This window comes from Sphingobacterium zeae, from assembly GCF_030818895.1.
Lineage (GTDB): Bacteria > Bacteroidota > Bacteroidia > Sphingobacteriales > Sphingobacteriaceae > Sphingobacterium > Sphingobacterium zeae.
On record NZ_JAUTBA010000001.1, the window covers coordinates 1,059,224 to 1,082,429 of the forward strand.

At 40.4% G+C, this 23,206-nt stretch carries 18 protein-coding genes and 5 tRNA genes; 15 read left to right on the forward strand and 8 right to left on the reverse strand.

Annotated elements, in window-relative coordinates:
* The first annotated feature begins 4 nt into the window (after positions 1-4).
* From QE382_RS04265 to uvrC, 4 genes are all read left to right on the forward strand, one after another.
* Complete coding sequence (locus QE382_RS04265; RefSeq protein WP_307184829.1) at positions 5-823, forward strand: glycogen/starch synthase; 819 nt, start codon at positions 5-7, stop codon at positions 821-823.
* A 358-nt stretch (positions 824-1,181) separates the two neighbouring features.
* Positions 1,182-1,661, forward strand: a complete 480-nt coding sequence (ispF, locus tag QE382_RS04270) for a 2-C-methyl-D-erythritol 2,4-cyclodiphosphate synthase (protein WP_307184830.1) — start codon at positions 1,182-1,184, stop codon at positions 1,659-1,661.
* A 237-nt stretch (positions 1,662-1,898) separates the two neighbouring features.
* Positions 1,899-4,169 carry a penicillin-binding protein 1A gene (locus QE382_RS04275; RefSeq protein WP_293956897.1) on the forward strand — a complete coding sequence of 757 codons (2,271 nt, stop codon included), beginning with the start codon at positions 1,899-1,901 and terminating at the stop codon, positions 4,167-4,169.
* A 93-nt stretch (positions 4,170-4,262) separates the two neighbouring features.
* Positions 4,263-6,062, forward strand: coding sequence for an excinuclease ABC subunit UvrC (gene uvrC / locus QE382_RS04280; protein WP_307184831.1), 1,800 nt, complete (start codon positions 4,263-4,265; stop codon positions 6,060-6,062).
* Positions 6,063-6,133: 71 nt separating this feature from the next.
* Here the strand turns inward: uvrC and era are convergent, their stop codons facing one another.
* Entirely contained in the window at positions 6,134-7,012 is an 879-nt protein-coding gene (era, locus tag QE382_RS04285) for a GTPase Era (RefSeq protein ID WP_293956894.1), read from the reverse strand.
* Positions 7,013-7,127: 115 nt separating this feature from the next.
* On the opposite strand from era, the gene QE382_RS04290 reads away from it, so the two are divergent.
* The 10 genes from QE382_RS04290 to QE382_RS04335 all read left to right on the forward strand — a co-directional run bounded on the left by QE382_RS04290 (position 7,128) and on the right by QE382_RS04335 (position 16,785).
* Positions 7,128-7,200: transfer RNA gene (locus tag QE382_RS04290), tRNA-Met, on the forward strand.
* Between the two features lie 56 nt (positions 7,201-7,256).
* A tRNA-Met gene (locus QE382_RS04295) sits at positions 7,257-7,329 on the forward strand.
* A 55-nt stretch (positions 7,330-7,384) separates the two neighbouring features.
* A tRNA-Met gene (locus QE382_RS04300) sits at positions 7,385-7,457 on the forward strand.
* A gap of 57 nt (positions 7,458-7,514) precedes the next feature.
* A tRNA-Met gene (locus QE382_RS04305) sits at positions 7,515-7,587 on the forward strand.
* A gap of 56 nt (positions 7,588-7,643) precedes the next feature.
* Positions 7,644-7,716, forward strand: a tRNA-Met gene (locus tag QE382_RS04310).
* Positions 7,717-8,065: 349 nt separating this feature from the next.
* Complete coding sequence (locus QE382_RS04315) at positions 8,066-11,155, forward strand: SusC/RagA family TonB-linked outer membrane protein (protein ID WP_307184832.1); 3,090 nt, start codon at positions 8,066-8,068, stop codon at positions 11,153-11,155.
* A gap of 23 nt (positions 11,156-11,178) precedes the next feature.
* Positions 11,179-12,900 carry a RagB/SusD family nutrient uptake outer membrane protein gene (locus QE382_RS04320; RefSeq protein WP_294346002.1) on the forward strand — a complete coding sequence of 574 codons (1,722 nt, stop codon included), beginning with the start codon at positions 11,179-11,181 and terminating at the stop codon, positions 12,898-12,900.
* A gap of 169 nt (positions 12,901-13,069) precedes the next feature.
* A complete protein-coding gene (gene der, locus QE382_RS04325; RefSeq protein WP_307184833.1) occupies positions 13,070-14,371 on the forward strand; it encodes a ribosome biogenesis GTPase Der in 1,302 nt (433 codons plus the stop codon).
* Positions 14,372-14,391: 20 nt separating this feature from the next.
* Positions 14,392-15,858 carry a cysteine--tRNA ligase gene (gene cysS / locus QE382_RS04330; RefSeq protein WP_307184834.1) on the forward strand — a complete coding sequence of 489 codons (1,467 nt, stop codon included), beginning with the start codon at positions 14,392-14,394 and terminating at the stop codon, positions 15,856-15,858.
* Between the two features lie 42 nt (positions 15,859-15,900).
* A complete protein-coding gene (locus tag QE382_RS04335) occupies positions 15,901-16,785 on the forward strand; it encodes a DUF4440 domain-containing protein (protein ID WP_307184835.1) in 885 nt (294 codons plus the stop codon).
* A gap of 80 nt (positions 16,786-16,865) precedes the next feature.
* Here the strand turns inward: QE382_RS04335 and QE382_RS04340 are convergent, their stop codons facing one another.
* Entirely contained in the window at positions 16,866-18,212 is a 1,347-nt protein-coding gene (locus tag QE382_RS04340) for a peptidylprolyl isomerase (RefSeq protein WP_307184836.1), read from the reverse strand.
* 478 nt (positions 18,213-18,690) lie between these two features.
* Between QE382_RS04340 and QE382_RS04345 the strand changes: the two genes are divergently transcribed.
* Positions 18,691-19,782, forward strand: coding sequence for a lactonase family protein (locus QE382_RS04345; protein WP_307184837.1), 1,092 nt, complete (start codon positions 18,691-18,693; stop codon positions 19,780-19,782).
* A 42-nt stretch (positions 19,783-19,824) separates the two neighbouring features.
* Here QE382_RS04345 and mnhG read toward each other — a convergent pair whose 3' ends face one another.
* Genes mnhG through QE382_RS04375 form a run of 6 tightly spaced genes read right to left on the reverse strand, consistent with a single transcriptional unit; the run spans position 19,825 to position 23,201 of the window.
* Entirely contained in the window at positions 19,825-20,175 is a 351-nt protein-coding gene (gene mnhG, locus QE382_RS04350; protein WP_209580360.1) for a monovalent cation/H(+) antiporter subunit G, read from the reverse strand.
* Positions 20,168-20,443, reverse strand: a complete 276-nt coding sequence (locus tag QE382_RS04355; protein ID WP_293956882.1) for a monovalent cation/H+ antiporter complex subunit F — start codon at positions 20,441-20,443, stop codon at positions 20,168-20,170. Before QE382_RS04355 ends, mnhG begins: the two co-directional genes overlap by 8 nt.
* Entirely contained in the window at positions 20,440-20,916 is a 477-nt protein-coding gene (locus tag QE382_RS04360) for a Na+/H+ antiporter subunit E (RefSeq protein ID WP_209580364.1), read from the reverse strand. The genes QE382_RS04355 and QE382_RS04360 overlap by 4 nt, the downstream gene beginning before the upstream one ends.
* Before the next feature lies 1 nt (position 20,917).
* Positions 20,918-22,426 carry a proton-conducting transporter transmembrane domain-containing protein gene (locus tag QE382_RS04365; protein WP_307184838.1) on the reverse strand — a complete coding sequence of 503 codons (1,509 nt, stop codon included), beginning with the start codon at positions 22,424-22,426 and terminating at the stop codon, positions 20,918-20,920.
* The gene (locus tag QE382_RS04370; protein ID WP_293882736.1) at positions 22,423-22,779 is read right to left on the reverse strand and encodes a Na+/H+ antiporter subunit C; all 357 of its coding nucleotides are present in this window, start codon (positions 22,777-22,779) and stop codon (positions 22,423-22,425) included. The genes QE382_RS04365 and QE382_RS04370 overlap by 4 nt, the downstream gene beginning before the upstream one ends.
* Complete coding sequence (locus QE382_RS04375) at positions 22,779-23,201, reverse strand: Na+/H+ antiporter subunit B (protein WP_209580377.1); 423 nt, start codon at positions 23,199-23,201, stop codon at positions 22,779-22,781. The genes QE382_RS04370 and QE382_RS04375 overlap by 1 nt, the downstream gene beginning before the upstream one ends.
* Positions 23,202-23,206: the final 5 nt, after the last annotated feature.

Genomic DNA, 23,206 nt, shown 5'->3' on the forward strand with positions numbered 1-23,206 from the left:
GGAGATGGCAAAAACGAAGATATTGTTTATTACTCACGAGATGTCGCCTTTCCTCGAATTAACTAAAATTTCTGAAATCACACGTCAACTTCCGCAAGCGATGCAAGAAAAGGGTTTTGAGATCCGGATCTTAATGCCGCGTTTTGGGAATATCAATGAGCGTAGAAATAGATTACATGAGGTTATTCGTCTTTCAGGCCTGAACATTGTTGTGGATAATAATGATAATCCGCTAATTATTAAAGTTGCTTCATTACCTGCGGCCCGGATGCAGGTGTATTTCTTGGATAATGAAGACTACTTTCAGCGTAAAAAAGTTTTTAGTGATGAGCATGGCGAGTTCTTTGCAGACAACAATGAGCGTTCGGTGTTCTTCTGTAAAGGAGCGTTGGAAACTGTGAAGAAATTAGGTTGGTCCCCAGATGTAGTGCACTGTCATGGATGGTTCTCTGCGTTGGTACCGGCGTATGTCAAGACGACTTATAAAGACGATCCGACATTCAAGGATGCAAAAGTAATGTACTCTTTGTTCAATGAAGAGTTTAAAAGTACACTAGGTACGAAGTATGCGGAAATGGCACCAGAGGGTTCATTCAAAGCTGAGGATGCGCAGGTGTACGGTGATGGTAGCTATGAGGCTATCTATAAAGGTGCTTTGCATTTTACCGATATGGTCGTTGTTGCGGATCAAAATGTCAATACCGAAATAGTTGATTTTGCAAGATCAAAAGATATTCAGGTTTTTGAGCCCAACGGCGATCAAGACTATGATGCCTTTGGAGAAGTATATGATCAATTTGCGCCGGAAGAAGTAGAAGCGTAGGCTGTACTTTTTGAAGCGTTTCAAAAAACAATAAAAAAAGGTTATTTCAAAAAATAGCCTTTTTTTATTACGCAGGTTTTCATTAAGTCGAATTGCTATTTGAGTGACTTTCTTCGCAATGCCTCCTCCCTAAATCATTTGTAACAATAAATATAGCTGCGAATTGTTATCTTCGCAATAATCTGTCATTAGGTTTGTATGTTGATACGTGGAGATCTCGGAGAAGATGTCCTAAGTTTGATTTATAGCGGCGCTGGGCGGTTGTAATAGCTTATATTGACTTTGTTTTAAAGATATATAAATCGAGTGTCTCGGAATATTTTAAATAGGAGTAGACACCATAGTTATAATTATTGTCATGAAAATTAAGGTAGGATTTGGATTTGATGTCCATCAGATGAAAGAGGGTCATCCCTTTATTGTTGGAGGTGTTCAATTGGAGCACCATGCTGGGGCCTTTGGCCATTCTGATGCAGATGTATTGGTGCATGCGATATGTGATGCCATTTTGGGGGCAGCAAATTTAGAAGATATTGGCTACCACTTTCCAAACACAGATATGCGCTGGAAAGGTATCAGTAGCTTATTGTTACTGAAAGAATGTATGGCGCTGATTGCTGCGAAGGGATATACGCTTGGCAATATTGATGCGATGCTGTGCCTGGAAGCTCCTAAGATCAAACCTTATATCCCGCAGATGAAAGTTAAATTGGCTGAAGCCACTGGTTTGGATATCGATGATATTTCCATTAAAGCAACGACAAATGAAACCATGGGATTTATCGGCCGTCAGGAAGGGGCCGTTGCCTATGCGGTTTGCTTGATCGAACGGGCGTAGTTCTGCTCAATATTTTTCGCGTTTAAATTCTTGCTTTTGGTACAATTAGTAATACCTTTGCCAAGTAAGGATTATTGGCACACTATCTGATAGAGTGAGCATTAATGTCTTAATTGAAGTCTACAAGGATCAAAATAATGCAGTATTCAAGTTTTAAAATAGCACAGTGTGTGTAAAATCTGAATACGCTGTGTGGTCTTAAATGAATAATATTTACGTCTGAAATTTAGTGATTAGATGAAACGAGTATCAAAAAAAAATCAACTGACGGAAGCTGATATCAAACGATATACGTTCAATTTTTGGAAGATTATCGTTGGAGTTGTTGCAATAGGTTTTCTGTTTATATTGAGTATACGTCTTGGATTATTTGGGAAATTGCCCTCCTTCAGTGATTTGGAAAATCCAAAAAGCAATTTAGCTTCTGAAGTTATCACTGAAGATCATAAAGTACTGGGGACCTATTATGTTCAAAACCGTTCCAATGTAAAGTATAGCGAATTGTCCCCTTATTTAGTCAAAGCATTGGTGTCTACAGAGGATAAACGTTTCTATGATCACTCTGGTATAGACTATTCGCGTACATTCACAGTCATCTTCCATACCTTGACAGGTAATAAGCAAGGGGGGAGTACGATTACACAACAGCTGGCACTTAATCTCTTCTCGGATGGACGTCAGAAGAATTTTTTAAAACGAGTCATCCAAAAATTTCAGGAATGGATTACGGCGGTTCGTCTGGAGAGAAATTATACCAAGGATGAGATTATTACCATGTATTTCAATACGGTAGACTTTGGTGCCTACAATACATACGGAATCAAATCAGCTGCGCGGACTTACTTTAATACGACTCCCGACAAATTGACAGCGGAACAAGCAGCCTTGTTGGTGGGTATGCTAAAAGGTCCGGGAGCATATTCTCCGGTGCGTTACCCTGATAGATCTCGCACCCGACGTAATACGGTGTTGAACAATATGGTTGCCGCCAATTTTATCTCGGCAGAAGAGGCAACAAAAGCAAAAGAGAAACCACTTGGTTTAGAGCTTAAGATCGCAAATTACGGCGAAGGATTGGCTCCCTATTTCAGAGCGGTACTAAAAGACGAGATCAAAAAGGAATTTGCCAAGCTTTCTATTACCAAGCCGGATGGTACGCCCTATGATCTTGATCGCGATGGATTGAAAATCTATACGACAATCAACATGTCTATGCAGCAATATGCAGAGGATTCACAAAAGGAGTGGATGAAGCAATTGCAGTCTAAATTTTCCGCACAATGGAAAAATAGGGATCCCTTCAAAGGCGATAAAGCGAAGCTATTAATCAGCGGAATGAAGCGTTCTGATCGTTACCGCATTTTGAAGGAAGAAGGTTTGAATGAAGACGAAATCAAAAAGGCTTTCAATGTAAAAGTTCCTATGAATATTTTTACATGGAAAGGAAGCGTCGACACTATGATGACGCCAATGGATTCCATTAAATACAATAAACTCATGTTGCGCAATGCGATGATGTCAATGGAGCCAAAGACGGGACATATTAAAGCGTGGGTAGGGGGGATTGACTTTGACCATTTTAAATATGATCAGGTAAAAATGGGCACGCGTCAAGTCGGATCGACGGCTAAACCATTTACTTACGCGGTTGCGATTGACAATGGCTATTCACCATGTTATAGTATTCCAAACTACCAGCAAACGTATAACGGATGGACCCCAAGGGGAAATGCGCAAGGAGGAAACCCTATTACCTTGGCTAAGGCCCTTGCTTATTCTCAAAACTATGCGACAGCCTATTTAGTACACGAAGTTGGTGCTGCCGAAGTCGCTGCATTGACAAAGCGAATGGGTATAACAAGTGATGTGCCTAATTATCCTTCGATCTCATTAGGTGCTTATGAAGCGTCGGTGTTTGATATGGTGGGTGCTTATTCGGCATTTGTAAATCAAGGAACCTGGATTGAACCGACTGCGATCTTACGGATTGAAGATAAAAATGGTACACCGATCTATGATAAAGCACCAAAGGTCGTAAAAGCCTTAAATAGTGAATCTGCTTATATTATTGTTGATATGTTGAAAAAGGTGGTATCCCAAGGTACGGCGAGACGTATTCAATGGATGTACAAGCTCACCAATCCAATCGGTGGTAAAACGGGTACAACGAATGACAACTCGGATGCTTGGTTTATCGGTATTACGCCCGAACTGGTTACAGGTGTGTGGACCGGGGCGGAAGATCGGGGCATTAGTTTCGATCGCATGGAGTACGGTCAGGGGGCTGCGGCAGCTATGCCAGTATTCGCTTATTACATGCAGAAAGTATATAAAGATTCGAATTTGAAATATACTAAAGGTGATTTTGAACAACCTCAAGGTGGACTCACCCGTGTGATAGACTGTAATCAATACTGGGGTGGCGGAGGCTCTGATGTAGAAGATGGATCTACCGATTCGAGCAGTAAAGACGAAACTAAACTAAAAGATGACCGCTTAGGTTTCTAAGTTATTTTAACGAATACCAGTGGGCCAGACAATAAATTTTTTCGAAATTTGTTGTCTGGCTTTTTTGCTGAGCGTGCTTGATATTAAAACATAATGGACGTATTTGATTATAGAGAGGAATTAAAGAAGATACCGCATCGGCCTGGAGTCTATCAGTATTTTGATAAAAATAATGAGCTGATATATATTGGGAAAGCGAAAGATTTGCGCAATCGGGTCGGATCTTATTTCGTTAATGAAAATCAGCTGAATGGCAAAACACGCGTTTTGGTCCGTAAGATTAATCGGATATCTTTTACTATAGTTGATACGGAGATTGATGCTTGGTTGCTTGAGAATTCATTGATCAAGAAACACAAACCCAAGTATAATGTTCTTCTCAAGGACGATAAAACTTATCCTTGGATTGTTATCAAGAATGAGCCTTTTCCACGCGTTTTTTGGACCAGGCAATATATCAAAGATGGTTCGCGCTATTATGGACCCTATCCTTCGGTGGGGATGATGCATATTGTTTTGGATCTGATTCGTGAATTGTTTCCCTTGCGGACCTGCAATTTGGCCCTAACACAGGAAAATATACGGAAAGGCAAGTTTAAGATCTGTCTTGAATACCAAATTGGAAACTGTAAGGGGCCTTGCGAAGGATATCAATCTGAAGAAGACTATGATCAGAATCTGAGTGATATTAAGGATATTCTGAACGGAAAGATTGCTATGGTGACCAATCGCTTGAAAGAAGGTATTGCTACTGCCGCGGTAGCTCTGGATTTCGAAAGAGCACAATTAATCAAGGCGAAGTTGGATAAGCTAGACAATTATCAGAGTAAATCCACCGTTGTTAACTCATCCATTACAAACGTCGATGTATTTAGCATCGCTTCGGATGAGGGATATGCTTTTGTCAACTACTTGAAAGTGATGAATGGTGTGATTATTCAAACGCAAACACTGGAAATGAAACGGCGTTTAGATGAGAGTGAACAGGAGCTCTTAGCCCTGGCCATACCAGAGATACGGGAACGTTTCAAAAGTCTGTCGCGGGAAATTATCGTACCATTCGCGTTAGATATTGAAGAGAACGAACGGATTCGATTTACAATCCCCAAATTGGGTGAAAAGAAAAAACTCCTGGAGCTTTCGCAAAAGAACGTCGCATTTTTTAGGAAGGAACGTTTGTTGCAATATGAGAAGCTTAATCCGGATGTCCGCACTGAGCGTATTTTAAAACAGATGCAAAAGGACCTTCGGATGAATGTGCTTCCGCAACATATTGAGTGTTTTGATAACTCGAATATTCAGGGCAATTATCCCGTATCGGCTATTGTTGTCTTTAAGGATGCAAAACCTTCGAAGAAAGATTACCGCCACTTTAATGTGAAAACCGTGGAGGGGCCCAATGATTTTGCCACGATGGAGGAGGCTGTTTTTAGACGCTATAGGCGATTATTGGATGAAGATCAGCCTCTGCCCCAATTGATTATTATAGACGGTGGTAAGGGGCAGCTAGGGGCCGCGTTAAAGAGTCTGCGCTTATTGGGGATCGAACGGAAAGTCACGGTGATCGGTATTGCGAAGAGGCTGGAGGAGCTTTTCTATCCGGGTGATCAGTATCCACTTTATCTGGATAAGAAGTCTGAAACCCTCAAGGTCATTCAACATCTCCGGGATGAAGCACACCGCTTCGGAATCACCTTCCACAGAAATCAGCGGAGCCGAAAAACTTTTGTTTCTGAACTTGAAAATGTGCCAGGCATAGGCAAAACAACAGTGGAGAAAGTGTTAACTGAATTTAAATCGGTAAAAAAGGTGAAGGAAGCGTCTGATGAAGACCTAAAAAAAGTGCTTAATCTCAAACAGATTAAAGCACTTCGTGAATACTTTGCAAAGTAACATTAAAATAGAATAGTGCATCAGCCGAAGGTTTATATATCAAAGTCTTCCGCTGATGTATTCCATACGAATTAGTCATCGTAACCGAAACGTTTAAGGTAATTTTTCTTGCTTCGCCAGTCAGGAATTACTTTAACGAAAAGTTCGAGAAATACCTTTCCGTCGATAAACTCCTCAATATCCTGACGCGCGTAGGTTCCTACTTTTTTGATCATGGCGCCCGCCTTTCCAATGATAATATTTTTTTGAGAGTCGCGTTCAACAATAATTTCGGCAGCAATCCGCGTAATATTAGCTTCTTCTTTGTACGATGTAACGATCACTTCTGTGCTGTAAGGAATTTCCTTGTCATACAGTTTGAACACTTTTTCACGGATCATTTCGGAGACAAAGAAACGCATGGATTTATCTGTCAGTTCATCCTTTTCATAATAAGCTTCGTGAATTGGTAACTTGTCTTTTATGTATTGCATTACGGCAGCAACATTATGATTCAGTTTTGCTGAAATGGCAAAAATGGTATCTGGATTTAATTTTTCTTGCCAGAATTCAATTTTTGCTTTGACTTCTTCTTCTGAAGATTTATCAATTTTATTGATCAGTACAGCAACAGGAGAATTTGTTTTGCGTAATTTCTCGAGGACATCGTTCTCATCGTATTTTTCGTTGATATCTGTCACAAATAGTATAATGTCTGCATCGATCAAAGATCCTTGGACAAAATTCATCATGGATTCCTGCAAAGAATAGTTTGGTTTAATAACACCTGGAGTGTCCGAAAACACAATTTGATGGTCTTCATCGTTTACAATACCGATAATGCGGTGTCTTGTCGTTTGCGCTTTGGGTGTAATGATAGACATTTTTTCACCCACTAAAGCGTTCATTAGTGTGGACTTACCAGCATTTGGCTTTCCGATGATACTTACGAATCCTGCTTTGTGTGACATTTTTCTAAATTTTATTAGGATTACAAAGAAACAAAATATATCTTTGTACTCCAATTCGGAAGGATCATAATCTTGTTTTTTCAAAAGAAAAAAGCAATTTTGTTCAAAAATATATTGCGGGGTGGAGCAGTTGGTAGCTCGTCGGGCTCATAACCCGAAGGTCACTAGTTCGAGTCTGGTCCCCGCTACTAAAAGGAAGAGCCGGTTGCAATGGCCGGTTCTTTTTAAGAAATTCAAAATACATTGCGGGGTGGAGCAGTTGGTAGCTCGTCGGGCTCATAACCCGAAGGTCACTAGTTCGAGTCTGGTCCCCGCTACTAAAGGAAGAGCCGGTTGCAATGGCCGGTTCTTTTTAAGAAATTCAAAATACATTGCGGGGTGGAGCAGTTGGTAGCTCGTCGGGCTCATAACCCGAAGGTCACTAGTTCGAGTCTGGTCCCCGCTACTAAAAGGAAGAGCCGGTTGCAATGGCCGGTTCTTTTTTAAGAAATTCAAAATACATTGCGGGGTGGAGCAGTTGGTAGCTCGTCGGGCTCATAACCCGAAGGTCACTAGTTCGAGTCTGGTCCCCGCTACTAAAAGGAAGAGCCGGTTGCAATGATCGGTTCTTTTAAAGAAACTTAAAATACATTGCGGGGTGGAGCAGTTGGTAGCTCGTCGGGCTCATAACCCGAAGGTCACTAGTTCGAGTCTGGTCCCCGCTACTAAACGAAAAAGCTGAGATGAATATCTTGGCTTTTTTTATGCGCTACTAATCTATTTTAGCCATGGTATATCATCCAGGATAGGCGCACTTTCCTTTCATCTAATTTCCCATTGTTTGGTTGTCCACATTTATTTAAAGATCAATTTTTGATACAGCTTTATGCTTCTTCTTCGTGCACGTGTGATAGGTTGTATAATGCGTGTTTATGCAATCGTTTGTCCAATTGGCGCAATCGATTTCGTTGTTTGTAAATTTTGATATCCTACCATCTTACTTTAGTTTTAGCATTCATGTACCTAAATTTTGATTAGTAAGCTAATCAATTTTTAAACTAACTATAAAATATTATGATTTCAAAGATTCTTGAAAATCACAAGTTGAGTCTGTTATCAATAGCTTTACTCCTATCAAGTTCGCACAACTTGGCAAATGCTAATGATCTTCCAGTTGCGGGCCAAAATGTATTGTTGCATGGCGCTGTTTATCAACAAAAAGTGAATGGAAAAGTGCAGTCGACGGACGGCCCATTGGCTGGAGCAACCATTAGCGTTAAGGGGAGCGGTAAATCGACATCGGCAGGAGCAGATGGACGTTTTACAATAGATGCTAAAAATGGTGATGTACTGGTCATTACGAGTGTGGGGTATAAAGCACAAGAAGTGATAGTGACAGGACCGGTTGTTAACATCAATATGGAGTCCAATAGTGAAGCACTCCAAGAAGTTGTCATTGTTGGTTATGGAACACAACAGAAAAAAGAAAGTTTGACTGGCGCTCTTCAGGCGGTTAAAGGAAACAAATTACGTGATGTCACTACGCCATCGGTTGAAAACATGCTGAATGGTAAAGCTGCCGGGGTATATGTTGCCCCAGGAGCTGGTAAACCAGGGTCAAATGGCGGTGTTGTGATTCGTGGTCAGGCAACCCTAAGCGGTACGACGAGTCCGTTGTGGGTTATTGACGGTGTTATCGTTGGCTCAAGCCCAGGTGATATCAATCCAGATGACATTGAATCATTGACTATACTAAAAGATGCTGCCTCAACATCTATTTATGGTTCTCAAGGTGCAAATGGTGTTGTTGTCGTTACAACAAAAAATCCTTCGGCTTCCAAAACAAGCATTAGCTTTTCTACAAAAATGGGTATCAACCAACTTTCCAATGGACACATGGAAATGATGGACGGGGCTGAACTTTATGACTACTTTGCTTCATTTTCGAATCCCGCTGATATCAAATTCCCACGTTGGAATTCGGACTTGCGCAATAGCAATTTTGAGTGGTGGAAGCTGGCAACGAAGACCGGATTTGTCCAAAACCACAATTTATCCATTCAGGGAGGAAATGATAAACTACAGTCTTATTTGTCTTTAGGGTACTACAACGAAGCCGGTGCTGTAAAAGGGTATGATTACGATCGTTATAACTTTAGATTACGTACCAACTATAAGCCTTTTGACTGGTTGACCATCAAGCCATCTATTGCCGGTTCGAGACGTGCGGTAGATGATCGTCAATATGATGTCAATGCCATGTATGGAAACCTACCTTGGGATAGTCCATACGATGCAAATGGAAATTTAGTGCCACACCGTTATAGTGGCTGGGTCAATAATGCAAGCACGAATTACTTGTATGACTTGCAATGGAATCATAGTGCCAATACCAATTATGAATTTATGGGTAACTTAGATTTCGATGTCAAATTAACGGATTGGTTGACCTTCTCTTCTGTCAACAATTATCGCTACAATACGTATTCTGACAGTGGTTATCAAGATCCGCGATCAAACAGCGGTGAAAGTGTAATTGGGCGTGTGACGGATTACCGCATGGAGTTTGCGCGTCGTTATACCAACCAAATCTTGCGTTTCAACAAGACCTGGGATAAACATAGTCTGAATGGATTGGCTGCATACGAATTTAACGACTACTGGACAAAAACTTTAGATGCTTACGGAACGGGTATTGTCAATGGTTTCGAGGTATTGGATGTTGTTGCAAAGCCAGAACGTACGAAAGGCGGAATTTCCGAATGGGCAGTACAGTCATTCTTGTCGAATGCAAACTATGCATACGATAATAAATATCTGGCACAGGTGTCGTTCCGTCGAGATGGAGCATCCAATTTTGGTACCAATGCAAAATATGGAAACTTCTTTTCCGTTAGTGGTGGCTGGAATATCAATAAGGAAGAGTGGTTCAAGGCTGATTGGGTAGATAATTTGAAACTGCGGGCGGCTTATGGATCGGTGGGTAATAGACCAAGTTCATTATATCCGCAATATAGTCTTTACTCGGTGTCTGCATCATCAAGTTACAATGGTATACCAGGGGCATTAATTAGCCAAATCGGTAATAAAGATCTGACTTGGGAAAAAACCTACACAACTGGTTTTGGGGTTGATGCATCCTTGTTTAAGAATAGATTGCGATTCAATGTTGATTATTATGACAAGAAGACTGATAATGTACTTTATCAAGTGCCAATCAGCGGTCTGACCGGTGTCACTTCTATCTGGAAAAATATTGGTAAGATGCAAAACCGGGGGATTGAATTGACCATTGGTGGCGACATCGTTCGAAATGACAATGTACATTGGAGCTTGGATGTTAATTTGAGTCATAATATGAATAAATTGACCGAGCTATTTGCGACAAAAGATGCCAATGGTAATCTAGTTTCAAAACCAATTATCGCCGGTGACGGATCGGGTATCGCTGGATCAGCGCAACGTCTGCTTCAACCTGGTTTTCCGGTAGATACCTATTACTTAAAAGAGTGGGCTGGTGTTAACGTAGATAATGGTTTGCCAATGTGGTATCGATACGAGACAGATGCCAATGGCAATGAAACAAGGACAACGACGTCGAACTATTCCAATGCAACCTTCCGTAATGTAGGAAAAGGAAATCCGGATCTTTTCGGCGGTTTCAGTACGGCTTTAAGTTATAAGCAGTTTGATCTAAATGCCGTGTTCGGTTTCTCCTTGGGCGGTAAATTATATAATTACTCGCGTCAGGAATTTGATTCGGATGGAACCTATACGGATCGTAACCAGATGAAGTTACAGGATGGTTGGAGCCGTTGGGAAAAACCTGGCGATGTTGCCACTCACCCGATTGCAAGATACGATAACCAAGATAAAGGTAATTCACCGTCAACACGCTTCTTGGAAAGTAACAATTTCTTAAAAATGAGATCCTTGACTTTGGGTTACAACTTCGATCTGAAAAAGTATAACATCAAAAATTTACGTGTATTCTTAGCTGGAGAGAATTTGTTTACGATTACAAACTACTCGGGTGTTGATCCGGAGCTTCCATTGACTGAACCAGATGGTAAAGGCGGGGGTGGTCAAATGATCAGATCTACAGGCGTTTCTGTATATCCAATGGTTCGTAAATACATGTTCGGCGCAAGTGTGACATTTTAATTTTAACGTTTAGAAAATCAATAATGAAAAAGATATTAATCGGACTTTTGATCGCATCGGCAGTATCCTCCTGCGATATCGATCGTCTTCCTTATACTTCGATGGACGAAGAGAATATTGTGAGTAATCCTGATGCCATGGTAACAGGTACTTATGCACAGTTAAAAGCTTGGTCCGACCCAATGCACCGTCTTGGTGAATACGCTGGTGATAATATGATGATCCGCGGGTCATCGACAGACGCGTTTTACGAATTTATCTCCTATGCGAGAACACCTAATAATTACCGTTTGCAGAACTTCTGGGATAGCGGTTATAAAGCTATCGCGCAATCTTCGAACGTCATTAAGATGTTTGCTGAAGGTCAGAGTCCAGAAATGGACAATAAAATAGGTGAATGTTATTACATCCGTGGAATGATGTATTTTTACCTTTGTCGCGCATTCGGGAAGCCTTACTACCAAAGTCCCGAGACAAACTTGGGTGTTCCAATTGTCAACGGTACACCTGAAGATGTATTCAATGATTTGAACTTACCGGACCGTGCGTCTGTAAAAGATACTTACGCGCAAGCAATCAGTGATCTGAAGAAAGCAGAAGCTTTAATGACACTTGATAAAGGGGCAGCATATGCGTCTAAGGGTGCAGCGCAAGCGATGCTTTCCCGTATATATCTGTATATGAGTGGTACGTATAAGAATCCAAATGCGGAATATGCGCGTCTTTCTGTTGAGTATGCAGATAAAGTGATTAACTCAGGTAAATATGTCCTGTTGGGCCGTGAGCAATTTATGAAATACAATACCTTTAGACCTGAAGATAACAAGGAGACCATCTTTGCGGTGAAACGTGTTGCGTCTGAGTTCTCGGGCGATGATCATTATTATGGTATCGGTGGTATGTATTCGAATATTGGTGGTATGGGCTGGGGTGAGATGTATTCCAGTGCCAAGTACATTGATTTATTGAATGAAACTGGTCGCAATGACTGGAGACCTGATCATTATACGATTGTCGACGCACGTGCAGCATTTATTGAACCTACTTATTCAAAAGATGATGCGGGAAAATACACAACTGTTTTTCGGTTTATTAAACAGGATGTACCCAAAAAAGCAGGCGATCCGGTTACACTAAGCTATGTGCAGGCTCCTGCTACTATAAACGGGAATACCGTGACTTGTAAAGATGGTGATAATGTCTATACATTAACTGCTGTCAATGCTGCGCAACAAACCTATAAAATTGCCTATGCAGATGGTAAAACATATACAGGTATGATTGATTACTATATTTCCTTAAACCGTGCTTATCCACAGTTTTATATTGTGAAATGCTCACGTGAAGGCGAGGAGTCTCAACTGCACTCCCCTGTCATCAGCCGCTTGGGTGAAATTTATCTAAACCGCGCAGAGGCTAATGCAAAATTAGGTAATTATGGTGCAGCGCTAAATGACTTAAATACCATCAGAAATCGTTCTATTGTCAATGGCGGATATACTTCAATTGATGCGGCCAGTGCAAGCAAGCTGATTGACAAAGAGCGTCAGTTGGAATTGGCCTATCAGGCTGAACGCAGCTACGATGTATTCCGTAATGGAGACCCGTTAAACCGTACATATCCGGGGCCACAAAAACAATTTGAAGATATTCTACCGACAGATTTTAGAGTAACTTATTTTATTCCTCAGGATGCGATCAATTCATATCCGGGCAAATTGACTCAGAATCCAACGTCTAACTAGGCGAATATTGATAATTTAAACCGCATAAATGGCTTTACTTCACGGTAAAGCCATTTTTGTTTTTGTGTCTCGATAATCCCTTTCGAATCCGTATCTTTGTTCCCTTAAGTATATTTTTAGCATAAAAGTGCCATCTGCTGCGATAGTGGGTGGATCAAATAAAATAAATATGGCAAATATTGTTGCAATTGTTGGTCGTCCAAACGTTGGTAAATCTACCTTATTCAATCGTCTTACAGAAAGTAGAAAAGCGATTGTTGATGACTTTAGCGGGGTGACGCGCGACCGTCATTATGAAACAGCCGAGTGGATCGGAAAGAAATTTACAGTAATTGATACAGGTGGTTTTGTACATGGTTCGGATGATGTCTTTGAAGAGGCAATCCGTGATCAGGTCTATATCGCTATTGAAGAAGCATCGGTCGTGATCTTTATGGTGGATGTCACTACGGGCATTACCGACTTGGATGACGAAATCGCTGATATTCTGAGAAGAAGCTCCAAACCTGTTTATGTGGTAGCGAATAAAGTCGATCACGCAAAATTGCACCATGAATCAGCAGAGTTTTATGCTTTTGGTTTAGGTGAGGTCTTCAATATTTCGTCGGCTACAGGATCGGGTACAGGAGAACTGTTGGATGCTGTCGTCTCTCATTTTGAAGTGGAAGAGGAAGAAGAAGAATCCTTACCAAAATATACCATCGTGGGCCGCCCGAATGTGGGTAAATCCTCTTTGACAAATGCCTTGATCGGCAAAGATCGCAATATTGTAACGCCAATGGCAGGGACAACACGTGATTCAATCCGTATCCATTACAATCAATATGGCCACAACTTTTTATTGATTGATACAGCAGGTCTTCGTCGCAAATCCAAAGTAAATGAAGATATCGAGTTTTATTCGGTCATGCGTACCATTAAAGCGTTGGAAGATTCTGATGTGACGATTTTAATGCTTGATGCGCAAGATGGGTTAGAGGCGCAGGACGTTAATATTTTCAACTTGGCAGAGAAAAACCGCAAAGGTATCGTGGTCGTTGTCAACAAATGGGATTTGATCGAAAAAGATAATAAGACCATGAAGGCGTTCGAAGACCGCATCAAAGAAAAAATAGCGCCGTTTACTGATGTGCCTATTATCTTCACTTCCGTAACCGAAAAACAACGTGTTCTTAAGGTGTTAGAGGTGGCTGATAAGGTATATGCTAACAAAACCAAGAAAATCCCAACGTCCAAGCTGAATGAAGTGATGCTGGATATTATTGAAAACTATCCACCACCATCCTTAAAAGGCAAATACATCAAAATTAAATATGTTACACAATTGCCAGGAAGAACACCCATGTTTGCGTTCTTCTGTAATTTGCCACAATACATCAAAGATCCATATAAACGCTTTGTAGAGAATAAATTACGTGATAATTTTGATTTTACTGGTGTGCCAATTCAAATATATTTTAGACAAAAATAGCTTTCAAGCAGCGATTAAACATGGACCATAATCTCGTTTTATACAATACCCTTTCGCGAACAAAAGAAAAATTTGAACCCATTCATGCCAATCTCGTTGGTATGTACGTCTGTGGCCCTACTGTATACAGTGATGTACATTTGGGTAATTGTCGAACGTTCGTTTCTTTTGATTTGATTTTTAGATACTTGCGTCATCTTGGTTATAAAGTGCGTTATGTGCGCAATATTACGGATGCAGGACATTTGGAGGGCGATCGTGATGAGGGAGACGACAAGTTTGCAAAAAAGGCAAAATTGGAACAGTTGGAGCCTATGGAAATTGTACAAAAGTATACAATAGGTTTTCACGACGTATTGCGCCTATTTAATACCTTGCCGCCAAGTATTGAGCCTACGGCGACAGGGCATATTTGCGAGCAGATCCAAATGATCGAGCAGATTGTGGAAAATGGCTATGCTTACGAGCGGAATGGTACCGTATATTTTGATGTTGAGAAGTACGTTGAAACGTATGATTATACGATATTGACCAATCGTAAATTAGAGGATATGCTTAACAATACCCGCGAATTGAGTGGTCAGGACGAGAAAAAGGGCCGTTTGGATTTTGCCTTGTGGATCAAAGCAAAACCCGAAACGATCATGCGTTGGCCCGCTCCTTGGAGCGTTGGCTTTCCGGGCTGGCATATCGAATGTTCAGCTATGAGCAGAAAGTACCTGGGCGATCAGTTTGATATTCATGGTGGTGGAATGGATTTGGCTGCTACACATCATACCAATGAAATTGCACAGTCTGAAGCCTGTAACCATACGAGTCCTGCAAAGTACTGGATGCATACTAATATGCTGACTGTAAACGGCGCCCGTATGTCTAAATCTGCTGGAAATGGTTTCTTGCCAGGTGAGTTGTTTACTGGAAATCATCCCTTATTGAATAGAGGTTATTCACCAATGGCTGTACGCTTTTTTATGCTACAGGCTCATTATAGAAGTACCTTGGATTTTTCCAATGAGGCACTGGATGCGGCCGACAAGGGCTATAAACGCCTAATGACTGCCATAAGCTTGTTAGATAAATTGAAGGTGTCGAAAGGTGCTGATTCATTCAATTTAGCTGAAATCCGCCGCAAGTGTTACGCCGCTATGGATGACGACTTTAATAGTCCAGTACTCATCGCCGAGCTATTTGAAATTGTACGTATCATCAACTCAATTTATGATGGTAAAGCGAAAGTGTCGGCTGAAGGATTGGAAAACCTGAAACTATTCATGAAAGAGTTTGTCGAGGATATCTTGGGGCTTATAAACGATCAGACATCCGTATCTGATGATATTGACGATGTTATGAATCTGGTTATTAAGCTACGTAATGAAGCAAAAGCAAATAAAGACTTCGTTACCTCAGATCGTATTCGTGATGAGCTTAATACTATTGGAATTCAATTGAAAGATAGTAAAGAAGGAACACTTTGGAATAAGATTTGATATAGAAGAAATCGAATTATTAAAGAGGAAATCATTTTGCGTATGAATTTTTGGAATAGGCTATCTGTTGTTACATTGATGAGTGTTGTTGGTACAACACTACATGCACAGATACCCGAGAAAGTTGGCAGCCTCCTGCAGGCAGATAAGGATGCAGCAGCATTGGCTAAAGCATCTACACCGCACCAGGCATTTCTTTCGATTATTGATAAAGAGTCTACGTTTTATGTTCCGTCGGCAGTAAATGCTTATAATTATCTGAATAATAGACCAAATATTCCGGATGTCTTACATTGGCAACCTACGTTTGCACTGATTGCGAAGAGTCAGGAGTTTGGCGTGACTTCGGGGTCTATGGATTTTCAGAAGGTAGGTGCGCGATTGCGACACGGAGAATATCTCACTGTATGGAAGCGGAATAAGAAGGGCAAGTGGCTGGTCGATATTCGCGCCGAAGTGGAAAACAATGGGAACGATGGTGAATTTGATTTGGAATATATCGAACCTACCGATTCTTGGTATCTGAAACATCGTTCTAAAGTACGCTTAAACCAGCGTGAAGATATTGTCCTGGAGACAGACAAATTGATGTCAACCGTTTTGAAAGCCGACAATCCAACCGCATATAAGGAGTTTTTAAGTGAGGATGTCCGGTTTTTGTTCCCTTGGACCAATCCGATGGAAGGAAAGGCTAAAATGATGGCCTATCTCAAAAAACAACGCATGACGATAGAGACAGTCCCCGAAGAAGTAAAACGTTCATATAGTGGCGATTTTGCCTATACCAAGGGAACTGCAACGGTGCGACAAAAGGATAAGGTGGTGAAGTATAATTATATTCGCATCTGGCAACTCAGCGAATTGGCGAAAGATGATGTCAAGAAGGCCAATTGGAATATCCTGATTGAGATGATGTTTGAGAAATAATAACACGGAGACTGCAAACTAAAAAGGGCTTGAATATCAAATATTCAAGCCCTTTTTAGGTGATAAGTGTTTTAAGCTTATTATTTTCTCCATTTTTTCAATTCATCACATGAACCAAATTCGTCACTGATATCAATAAATGTTGTTTTGGATTTATCGTCAAACCATTTGCTCAGATTGCGATTGATTTTATCTTGTCTGGCCGCCTCTTTAATTTTGGTAAAATCCTCGTCCAAATTAGCTTTGTGTGGAGGGATACGTGTTTTTAAATAGTTGAAGCGATAGCCAATATCGCCCATTTTGTCTGTAAATTGCGCAGGTTTGGAGTATTCTCCCGGTTTTAGCTGATCGATTGCTGTAAATACTGATTTTTCTAAGCCATCCATAGGAATTACTGTAGTGCGGCTCGATCCTTCTTGATTAAGGATCATACCACCATTGAATTTACTTTCCTCTGCATCCGAATAATTTGTGGCAGCATGATAGAAATCCATTTTTTTGTCAACAACTAATTTATAGATACTGTCCAGTTTATTTTTGGTCCGTTCTAACGCTGCGGCACCAGGATTAATCTTCATTAGGATATGGCGTGTGTGAACCTCTTCGCCACGTCTTTCGAGTACCTGAATAATATGGAAACCATATTTAGATTCTACAATGGGCGATATTTCTCCAGGTTTTAATTTAAATGCCATGGCAGAATATTCCTTGACGTAGTTGTCGCGCGTACCGAAACCCAAATCTCCACCGTAGGGCGCTGATCCCGGGTCTTGGGAATATATACGAGCCATTGTACCAAAGTCAGATCCCTCTACAATCTGTTTTCGGATACCTTCAATTTTGTCTCGTTGTTCTTTTTTTTCCTCATCTGTCAACTTCGGCATCATGACAATTTCACCAATTTCGACTTCAGTATTGAAATAAGGAAGGCTATCTTGATTCAGGCCTTCAAAATAACGTTTTACTTCCAATGGTGTTACGTCAACTTTTTGAACAATGTTTTGTTGCATCTTGTTGGCTTTCAATTGTTCAAAAACACTTGCACGCATTTCTTCCTTGTATTGTAATAACGAGCGGTTGAGAAATTTCTCAAGACGTTCTTGACCTCCAGCCTGTTGCGACATGTGGCGTAAACGGGAGTTAAGGTTGTCGTCGACTTCAGTTTCTGTTACATCAATAGAGTCAATTACGGCCTGCTGGGAAAGCAGTTTCTGAATGATTAATTGCTCAAGTACACCGCATTTAAAGTTTTCATTAGGTTTGTTTCCTTGCGCTAACCATTGCGAATATTGCATATCCACATCGGACTGTAAGATAATGCCCGATCCAACTGTTGCGACAACACGGTCAATCACCTGACGTTGCGCTAGACTAGCCTGAATTGAAGCTAAAAGCAATAAAAACAATATATAAATGTTTTTTTTCATTCGTATAAATTATTTATGATATTTATGAGTGTTCACCATTTGTTTAAATGGGCTCTTTTCACTCGGTCACTTGTTCATGATTTATTCATTATTAAAGGCTCAGGCCTTTGCAGACATGTATGCTAATTATATTCAATATATACTTTTTTGAACAACAGCACAAAATTATCAGATTATATGAATTATTCGTACTTTTATTTAACAATATTTTTGCATCCAACTATTTGAAATGGATAATTTTTGAATTGTTAAAATTGATGCGCTAAAATACGCATTTGCCTATTAGAAAGCACTGTTTTAACCAAATTTAACAAGTCTATTGACGATCTTTGTGGTGACAAGACAGTAGGAGTTTTTAGATCTTCGCGCCGAAGAGTGAATAGATAAATTTCAGCGCGATCGTAAATATTTTACAAACAAACCTGTTTTTTAGGTTCTGATTTGAAAGATATGTATCAACACGTATAAAGTAATTTCAATGAAAAAAGCATTTATTTATTTGATGGCAATTTTACCGCTAGCGAGTTTCGCCCAACAAATTCCTATGTTTGTGGGTACGTACACCAGTAAAACCGAGAGCAAGGGGATTTATATCTATAATTTTGATGTTAAAACCGGTGACGCAACATTATTGAGTACACAGGAGAGTAAAGACCCTTCATTCCTGGCAAGGAGTAACAACTTTATCTATGCCGTTAATGAGATTCCGAATCAAGAAGGGACAGTTTCAGCCTATTCTTTTAAAGACGGTCATTTAACTTTTTTAAATTCGCTTCCTTCGGGGGGTGGGGCGCCTTGTTTCGTCGAGGTACATCCTAATGGAAGCCTGCTGGCCGTAGCAAACTATACAGGCGGATCTGCGGCTCTTTTTGATCTAGAAAGTAACGGAGTATTAAGTAAAAGAGCGCGACTCATACAACATGAAGGTAAGGGAGTGGATCCCGTTCGGCAAGAAAAACCACATGTACATTCTACTTTTTTCTCTAAAAAGGGGGATAAGTTGTATATCCAAGATCTTGGTTTGGATGAGATTTCTATTTATCCGGTGAATAAAGCGGGAAATGTCTATAGCCTTGCTGAGGAATCGGAAGATATCTTTACACCTGCGGGCGGAGGTCCGCGACATATTGCATTTGATAAGAAAGAGAAATTCTTGTATGTTATATTGGAAATGACAGGTCAAATTGCATTTTATAAGAAAGATGGCAATGCGTGGATGTATCAAAGTACATTTGATATCAATCCGGAAGGTTTTAAAGGAAGTAATGGTGGGGCAGATATCAAGATGTCTGCTGATGGCAAATTTTTGTATGCAACCAATCGGGGCGATGCCAATACGATAGCTACTTTTTCCGTAGAGAAAGATGGAGAATTAAAGAAAATAGCCAATATGGCGGTTAAAGGTAAGGGACCGCGTAACTTTATTCTTTCTCCCGATGGTAAATATCTTTTGGTAGCCAATCAATATACGAACAACATTGTTTTGTTTAGCCGGGATACAAAAACTGGTTTGTTAACGGATACCGGTAAAGAAATTGCTGTGCCAGCTCCTGTTTGTATTCTATTTTAATCAAGCTAAGAAGATTTTTAAGAAAGGCTAAGTGCACTTTTCTTAAAAATCTTCTTTTCTGCAATCTAATTTACCCTCTTTTTCGAGATCATTTAAGGTGGTTCCCTTCCATGTTTTTACCCGTTGTATATATGCCGCTCGGCCAATCATGTGTGCTGCAACTGGCGCCGTTAGGATCAGGAAGAAACCAATAGCTATGGCCTTTGTTGTTACAGATACATCCGGGAAAGTCACCGCAGCACAGATGAGCAATAGCCCAACACCCAATGTTGCCGCCTTGACGGTTACGGAAAGACGTAAATAAAAATCCGGCATCCGCAAGATGCCAATAGAAGCAAACAATATGGCCAGCGCCCCTATCGTGCTGAGTATAGCTAAAGTAATATCATTCATCTTTGCTTTGTTTTTCTAAATAAAATGAAAATGCAATTGTGCCGAGAAATGCGATTAGCGCTAATATCATGGCAATATCTAAAAATACTTCCTGCGAAGTTCGTATACTATAAACGGTAATAATGCCAATTCCAATGGTAATGATGAGATCTAAGGCAATGACACGATCAAATATTTGAGGTCCTTTATACAGGCGAATAAAAGCCAATATCACTGAAACAGTCAAGATTGGAAGGATTACATAGTCAAAATAGCTGTTTAAAGTCATCTTAAGAGTTCTAAAAGTCTTCGTTCAACATTATTTTTAAGCGTAGAGACAAACTGTTCCCTGTTCTTCATGTACATCACATGGATAAAGATCGTTTTTTTATCTTCACTTACATCGAGAATAAGTGTACCCGGTGTTAACGAAATAAAAGTTGAAAGCAGGTTGATTTCTAAATCTGTTTTTGCATCCATAGGATATTTCACAATAGCCGGTTTGATGAAAAATTTTGGCGTGATGACATCATACGCAACCTGAATATTAGCAACGATCATTTCCCAAAGGAAAAAAAGAATAAAACTCAATGTTTTAGGTACCCGATAGAAGTAGCGCTGATCGGCTTCATTTCTGTTCATCAACCAGAGTATACCAAATCCGAGCATAAAACCGAATAGAAAGTTCGAGTAATACATTGATCCCGTCAGTGCAACCCAGATAAAGGATAACATGAGGTTCATTAAAAACTGCTTTATCATATTATTTCTGCCCTCCTAGTACAGCGTTTATGTAAGGTGATGTGTCCAATAATTGTGTAGCAATCTGATCCGCCACGTGAATGATAGCCTCGGCGTTGAGCCCGATATACAGCGACGCAGATGCCAAAATAACGACCGGGAGTATGAGCATTGTTTTTTTATACCCAATCATATCTGCAAATTTATCTTCTACTATTTCTGGATCAGGTGTATCTTTCCAGAATACCTGTGCCCACATTTTAGCAATGACAAATAAGGTGATAAAACTACCGATGATCAGGGCTCCTGCAAAGGCATACTTTTCGAGCTGGAACGCGTCCCGGAATAAATAGATTTTAGGCCAGAAACCCGATAGGGGCGGTATGCCGACAAGCGAAAAAAGAACAAGGGCAAAAAGTAAAGAAATTTTGGGGTATTGGGCATACAGTCCACCCAATTTATTCATATCCATGGTACCGCGGAGTTGACGTACAACACCTGCAATTAGGAATAAATTGGTTTTAACCATAATATCGTGGATGAGATAGAATATTGCCCCTAGTAGCGCCCACTTACTATATAATCCCAGCCCGCCAATCATAAACCCGATATGGCAAACAATTAAATAGGAAAACAACCTTCGGATATTGGTTTTTATCAATGCACCAAAGGCACCGGTCAAAATTGTCAATATGGCTAGTGCAATCAGTAATTCTTTTGTAAAATGATTGGGAATAAATAGTAAAGAAAATACCCTGAATAATGCGTATATACCTACTTTTGTCAATAAGCCGCCGAAAGTCGCCGCTACTGCGGAGGGCGGGGTATGATAAGATGATGGTAGCCAAAAGTAAAGTGGAAATATGGCAGATTTAATACCAAAACCGATCAGAAAAAATGTTGCTGTGATTTCTACTAACGCTTGGTTCTGTATCTTTGGGATACGCAAAGCTAAGTCGGCCATATTCAATGATCCTGAAATACCATAAAGTATACCTATCCCTGTTAAGAAAAATGTGGAGGCCAGGATATTCATGGCCATGTATTTTACAGCACCTTCCAGTTGGGATTTTCTCCCCCCTAATGTCATGAGTACGAAAGAAGAAATGATAATGACTTCAAACCATACATACAAGTTGAAGATATCTCCAGTAAGAAAGGCTCCATTCAGTCCCATCATTAAAAAGTGGAAGATCGGGAAATATCCGTAGAGAATACGCTGGCGGCCCACGCCGACACAGGAAAAGATGGAGACAGCGAGGCCGGCAATTGATGTGAGAAGGACAAGGGTGCTACTGAATAGATCTGCAACAAAGACAATTCCAAAGGGAGCTTTCCAATTGGCGGCATTCATGGTTAAAATACCACCTTCGTAGACCTTAAAGAATAATTTAAAAGCAAGAATAAGGACGAGCAAACTTCCACCAACGCTCAGAAAACGTTGCGCAGTAGATTTGCGCCAAAACATCAGTTGGACAATAGCAATAAATAAGTGCACGATGATCGTGGCAATAATGTGGTTGTCTATCATATATCTTCTTCCTCAGGGGTGTTCAAATCATCCAAATCGTCTGTACCCAGCAATGCATATACACGCTTTAGTAGAACGATGGCAAAGGAGGTTAAGCCAAAGCTAATCACGATGGCTGTTAAAATAAGAGCTTGCGGAATTGGATCTGCATAAATATCGTTGAATACTTTCAGATCGGGTGCAATAATAGGCGGTTTTCCTTTAATAATATTGCCCAATAAGAAGATCAGTATATTGGTGCCATTGCCCAGTAACATAATACCCAACAACAGTTTCACCATACTTCGACGGAGGATAAGGTATATCCCAGCGGCATATAAAATGCCTATTAATAAGACAAGAATCAGTTCCATTATTCTTCTTCTTCAGTAGTTAACGCAATTGTAAATAAAATTGTAAGCACGACGCCAATAACAACAAAATATACACCAAGGTCAAAAAACAAAGCTGTTCCGATCATGCCGATGACTGGAATTTTTTCCTCAAGCCACAGTCCCGTCATAACGGGATAGCCAAAGAAAACGGGCAGGAACATGCTTATCGCCGAAACTCCGAGTCCAATGGGAATGAGTGATAAGGGTTTATATTGAATTAATTTCATGGTGTTTTGTGGACCAAAGGCAAAACTATGCAAAACAAAGGCAATCGAAGCGACCAAGCCTCCCACGAACCCTCCCCCAGGGTAATAGTGCCCTCTTAATAGCAGGAATACCGAGAAAAGTAAGAGTATCGGTAATAGATATCGCGTAGCGGTCTGTAATATTGTACTGTTCATTTGTT